Consider the following 4,923-nt stretch of genomic DNA (forward strand, 5'->3'; position numbering starts at 1 on the left):
TGCCGGACACACCGAGGAGTGGGTGAAACTGTTCGCCCCGGACGCGGTGCTCGAGTTCCCGTACGCGCCGGCCGGCGGGCGGCCTGGGCGCGGGCCTCCGCCTTGGTCGCTCCGTGACAGCGCGGGCCGAAAGCCACGTTGTCCAGGGCCGTGAGGTGCGGGAAGAGCAAGTAGTCCTGGAAGACGACACCGACCGGGCGCGACTCGGGCGCCCTACGCTCCAACGCCGCACCGTCCAGGCGGAGATGGCCGCCGGTGAGCGGCGTCAGGCCGGCCAGGGCGCGCAGGGCGGTGGTCTTTCCGGCGCCGTTGGGGCCCAGCAGCGCGACCACGTCGCCGGGTGCGGCGGTCAGTGCCACGTCGAGCCGGAACGAGCCGCGGTCGACGACCAGATGGGCGTCAAGACCCGCCGGAGCAGGGCCGGGGACGCCCGTGGCCCCGTACGCGGACTTCTCGGTCTTCTCACTCTTCTCGGTGTGGGTCATGAGGCGGTCATCCAGCGATCGCGCAGCCCGGCCAGTACCGCGACGGACACGGCGAGCAGCACCAGGCTGAGGGCGATGGCCGCCTCGGGGTCGCTCTGCAGGGCCAGGTAGACGGCCAGCGGCATGGTCTGCGTACGGCCGGGGAAGTTGCCCGCGAAGGTGATCGTCGCGCCGAACTCGCCGAGCGCCCGCGCCCAGGCGAGTACGGCACCCGCCGCGATGCCGGGCGCGATCAGCGGGAGCGTGACGCGGCGGAAGGCGGTGAAGCGGGAGGCGCCGAGCGTGGCGGCCGCCTCCTCGTAACGGGGGTCGGCGGCGCGCAGGGTGCCCTCGACGCTGATGACGAGGAACGGCATCGCCACGAACGCCTCGGCGACGACGACACCGGCGGTGGTGAACGGCAGTGTGACCCCGAACCACGCGTCCAGCCACTTCCCGACGATGCCGTTGCGGCCCAGCGCCATCAGCAGAGCCACACCGCCCACCACCGGGGGCAGGACGAGCGGCAGCGTGACCAGGGCCCGTACGAGCCCGCGGCCGGGGAACTCGACCCGGGCCAGCAGCCAGGCCAGCGGCACCCCGATCACCAGGCTCACGGCGGTCGCCGCCGTGGCGCACAGCAGGGACAGCTTCAGCGCCTGCCAGACCTCGGGGCTGGTCAGCTGGTCCGGCAGGCTGTGCCAGGGGGTGCGGACCAGCAGGGCGATCAGCGGCAGCACCAGGAACGCCAGGCCCAATAGCGCGGGCACCAGCAGCGGCAGCGGTACGCCCCGGCCGAAGCCCGTCGGGACGCGGCCGCATCCGCGCCGCGGTCCACCCCGGAGGGTGTCGGCCGCGGCGGCGGACCTGTCGGGCGCGTCGGTCGGGGAGGTCACGGCTTGAGGAACCCGGCCTCGGTCAGGACCTTCTGGCCGTCGGCGGACTGCACGAGCGCGATGAACGCCTTGGCCGCCTCGGCGTTGGGGGCGTCCTTGAGCCGGACGATCGGGTAGTCGTTGATGGCGTCGGCCGATTCGGGGAAGTCCACGCCCTCCACCTTGTCACCGGCGGCGTTCACATCGGTCTTGTAGACGACGGCCGCGTCGGCCTCCTTGAGCTCGACCTTGGTCAGGGCGGCCTTGACGTCCTGCTCGTACGAGACCGGTGTGAGCTTCAGCTTGCTGGCGTCCAGGGCCTTCTGGGCGGCGGCGCCGCACGGCACGGTCCTGTCGCAGAGCACGACCTTCAGGCCCGACTTGGTGAGGTCCTTGAGGGAGGCGATCCCGTCCGGGTTGCCGGGCAGGGTGGCGATTTCGAGCTGATTGCGGACGAAGGTGTCGGGCGTCCCCGACGCGTCGCCCTTGTCCGTGACGATGGCCATCGTCTTGGGGCTGGCGGAGGCGAACACGTCGGCCGGGGCGCCGCCGGTGATGCTCGCGGCGAGAGAGTCGCTGCCGCCGAAGCTGAAGGTCACCTTCGTGCCGGGGTGCTCCTGCTCGAACTCCTTGCCCAGCGCGGTGAAGCTCTCCTTCAGGGAGGCCGCGGCGAACACGGTCACCGTGCCGGACAGCTTGTCCGAAGAGGACGAGGACTCCGACGCGGAGGAGCCGGAACCCGTCGACGAGTCGTCGGAGGAGGAGCAGGCGCTCAGGGTGAGCAACGCGGCGGCTCCCGCACCGGCCACCTGCAGGGTCCGGCGGGTCCGGCGCGCGGAACGAGTCATCACGGATCTACTCCCTCTGTCACATGACGAAGAATCCACCGCGGGACTCCTCTACGGTCTCTCGACGACCACGTTGGTCGACTTGATCACGGCAACCGCCGGAACACCGGGCTCCAGCTTCAGCTCCTCGGCCGACTCGCGGCTGACCAGGGACACCACCCGGAACGGCCCCGCCTGGATCTCCACCTGCGCGGACACGTCTCCGAGGATCACGTCCGTGACGATGCCGGAGAGGCGGTTGCGGGCCGAGGAGCCGGCGTTCTCCCGGTCCGTGCGGTGCAACTGCCGGGCATAGGCGGCGAGGACCGGCCCGGGGATGATCCGGCGGCCCACCCCGTCGCGTTCGGCGGCGAGTTTCCCACCGTCGACCAGGCGCCTCACAGTGTCGGCGCTGACACCGAGCAGGGCGGCGGCGTCCCCGATCCGGTAGGTGTGCATGCGCCGATGATACTGCCGCAAATGCAAGGTGAAAGCCTACTGTCTCATTGCATGAGCTGGATCATTGATTGGAAGGCCTGGAATGTGCGTTTGTACGAGACGGACACCCGGGTACGGTCGTCCGGGAGGCGGTAGGCGTGAAGAATTTGGTTGCCGGACGAAGATTCGCCCGCCTACGGTCGGGCGCATGGCGGACGACGAACCCACGCGCGCGGCGCGACTGCTGGACGCTCAGGCGAAGGCCGAGCGGCTCTTCGCGGAGATCGAGGAGCGCCGGCTCGTCGCGCCGGGGCAGGGGGAGCGGGCGGTCAGCGACCAGGTCCGGGATCTGGCGAACGAGCTGTTCGGCACGACCCGCCACTGGCACAAGCGGATCGTTCGCTCCGGCCCGAACACGCTGAAGCCCTACCGGGAGAACCCGCCGGACCGTCAAATCGGCGCGGACGACATCGTGTTCGCCGACTTCGGACCCATCTTCGAGGAGTACGAGGCCGACTTCGGGCGCACCTTCGTACTGGGCGACGACCCGGTCAAGCGGCGGCTGAAGGACGATCTGCCGAAGATCTTCGCGGCCGGGCAGCGGTTCTTCGGGAGCGAGCCCGACATCACCGGCAAGCGGCTGTACGCCGAGGTCGAGCGGCTCGCCACCGACGCAGGGTGGGAGCTGGGCGGCTGGCACGCCGGACACCTGGTCGGCGAGTTCCCGCACGAGTGGATCGACGGCGCGGACGTGGAGTCGTACATCGCGCCGGGCAACGACACCCCGATGCGGCGCACCGACAGGGCCGGGCGCCGCTGCCAATGGATCCTGGAGATCCATATCGTCGACCGGGAGCGCGGGTTCGGCGGCTTCTACGAGGAACTGCTCGACGTGGGCCGAAGTGACGGGAACGCGGTCCGCGCCGTGTCGTGACGCATCGCGGGGCGGTGTCAGCCGCCGCCGTCGAGGTCGGCGCGTCGGCGGAGCACGCGCAGCTCGTGGCCGCTGAGTTCCATCTCGTACAGCTTGCCCCGTGCGTTCTCGAAGGGGCGGTGGAGGACCATCATCAGCCGGCCGTCGAAGGTGTGGAACAGCATGCCGTGACCGCTGTCGTCGCGGACCAGCGGCCGGTGCTGCCGCCACGGCCCTGTGATGCTGCCGGACTCGGAGGTGGCGTAGGTCTGCACATAGCCGCCGCTGATGGACCCGTCCTGGCCGACCACGTTCTTCTCGTACGTCGACCACAGCATGAGCAGGGACCCGTCAGGGGTGCGGTGGAGCTGGGGACCGTCGGTGACGTAGGGCGGGAGCTGGTTCGGCAGGCCGCCGGGGATCTGCTCGGTGATCCAGGACGCGTCCGAGGCCTTGAACAGGAGGACCGGGTCGCCGGTCGTCCGGGTCAGGTCCGGGGCCAGCCGGATCGCCTCCATGGTTCCGTCGATGGTCTGCAGCCACTCGTGCGCGTACACCATCCAGGGCTGTCCGGACGGGTCGACGTGGAGCGTGCCGTCGAGGGTCATGAGATTTTCGGGTGGGGTGGGGCGTGACGGGTCGACGACGGTGAAGGGGCCCAGCAGCGAGTCGGAAACGGCCGTGATCGTGCCGCGCATGCAGGCCGGGATCTGGAACGGCACACCCCACTGGTTGGGCGGAGGAACCGGAATCGGCCTGTCCTGGTTGTGCAGCGTGGTGAACAGGTAGTACCTGCCGCCCCATTCGTGGACCTCCGGTGCCCATCCGCCGTCGGTCGCCCAGAGTTCCTGCTGCTCGGCGGCCAGGAAGACCACGACGGGACGCGTCCAGTCGCGCAGGTCCTCGCTGCGGTAGACCATCGTGCCGGTGCCGTCCACGCCCGACACGGAAGGGTCGTTGGACGTGTAGAGGTGGTAGGCGCGCGTCTTCGGGTCGGCGACGACGAACGGATCGTGCAGCGGCATGTCGGGAAGGCGCATCAGTTCGCTCTCGGCCACGGCCGAAGACTACGTCGACAGGAGCCGGGAGCGGCCGGTTCGCCGGGCGAACGCGGCGCCGTCAGCCGAGACACACCACGAGCAGGCATATCTGCGACGGCGAGGTCGCGGTCGGCGCGGGGCTCGTCTGCGGCGGCTGCGAACTCGGCTCGGTGGCAGAGGGCGTGGGCGTCTGACCGGGCTGCGCCTCGTTGCGGTCGGAGACCGTGTCCTCGGCCGTCGGGGAGGTCGTCTGCGGCTGAGGGGCCGGCTCCTCGGTCGTCGTACTGCGCGGCGGGGTGGCCGAGTCGGGTTGCAGGTTCGAGGGCGTGCTCCGGGGCGGGGCGGCGGTGCGCTGCCGGCTGGGGC

General features: G+C 70.6%; 6 protein-coding genes and 1 pseudogene. 1 reads left to right on the forward strand and 6 read right to left on the reverse strand.

All coding sequences use genetic code 11. The annotated features are described in order from the left end of the window. From O3Q52_RS48860 to O3Q52_RS48875, 4 genes are all read right to left on the reverse strand, one after another. On the reverse strand, nt 1-485 hold a 485-nt coding region (locus O3Q52_RS48860), incomplete at its 3' end, for an ATP-binding cassette domain-containing protein (protein WP_269654892.1). Further along, nucleotides 482-1,360: an ABC transporter permease gene (locus O3Q52_RS48865; protein ID WP_269654893.1), complete on the reverse strand. Its 879-nt coding sequence runs from the start codon at nt 1,358-1,360 to the stop codon at nt 482-484. The genes O3Q52_RS48865 and O3Q52_RS48860, both read right to left, overlap by 4 nt. After that, on the reverse strand, nt 1,357-2,187 hold the full coding sequence (modA, locus tag O3Q52_RS48870) for a molybdate ABC transporter substrate-binding protein (RefSeq protein ID WP_269654896.1): 831 nt from the start codon (nt 2,185-2,187) through the stop codon (nt 1,357-1,359). Before modA ends, O3Q52_RS48865 begins: the two co-directional genes overlap by 4 nt. 51 nt (nt 2,188-2,238) lie before the next feature. Next, nucleotides 2,239-2,625, reverse strand: a complete 387-nt coding sequence (locus O3Q52_RS48875; protein WP_269654894.1) for a molybdopterin-binding protein — start codon at nt 2,623-2,625, stop codon at nt 2,239-2,241. 187 nt (nt 2,626-2,812) lie between these two features. Between O3Q52_RS48875 and O3Q52_RS48880 the strand changes: the two genes are divergently transcribed. Beyond that, entirely contained in the window at nt 2,813-3,538 is a 726-nt protein-coding gene (locus O3Q52_RS48880) for a M24 family metallopeptidase (protein WP_269654895.1), read from the forward strand. Nucleotides 3,539-3,555: 17 nt separating this feature from the next. Here the strand turns inward: O3Q52_RS48880 and O3Q52_RS48885 are convergent, their stop codons facing one another. Continuing rightward, on the reverse strand, nt 3,556-4,557 hold the full coding sequence (locus O3Q52_RS48885) for a glycoside hydrolase family 43 protein (RefSeq protein WP_269654897.1): 1,002 nt from the start codon (nt 4,555-4,557) through the stop codon (nt 3,556-3,558). Nucleotides 4,558-4,636: 79 nt separating this feature from the next. Continuing rightward, nucleotides 4,637-4,923, reverse strand: a pseudogene (locus O3Q52_RS48890) (hypothetical protein); the annotation flags it as partial.

The sequence above is a fragment of the Streptomyces sp. ActVer genome (genome assembly GCF_027270795.1).
Lineage (GTDB): Bacteria > Actinomycetota > Actinomycetes > Streptomycetales > Streptomycetaceae > Streptomyces > Streptomyces umbrinus_A.

Bases quoted from the DNA above. Each gene is read 5' to 3' on its own strand.
- modA (WP_269654896.1), bottom strand. From the start codon at position 2,187: ATGACTCGTTCCGCGCGCCGGACCCGCCGGACCCTGCAGGTGGCCGGT.
- O3Q52_RS48875 (WP_269654894.1), bottom strand. From the start codon at position 2,625: ATGCACACCTACCGGATCGGGGACGCCGCCGCCCTGCTCGGTGTCAGC.
- O3Q52_RS48880 (WP_269654895.1), top strand. From the start codon at position 2,813: ATGGCGGACGACGAACCCACGCGCGCGGCGCGACTGCTGGACGCTCAG.
- O3Q52_RS48885 (WP_269654897.1), bottom strand. From the start codon at position 4,557: ATGCGCCTTCCCGACATGCCGCTGCACGATCCGTTCGTCGTCGCCGAC.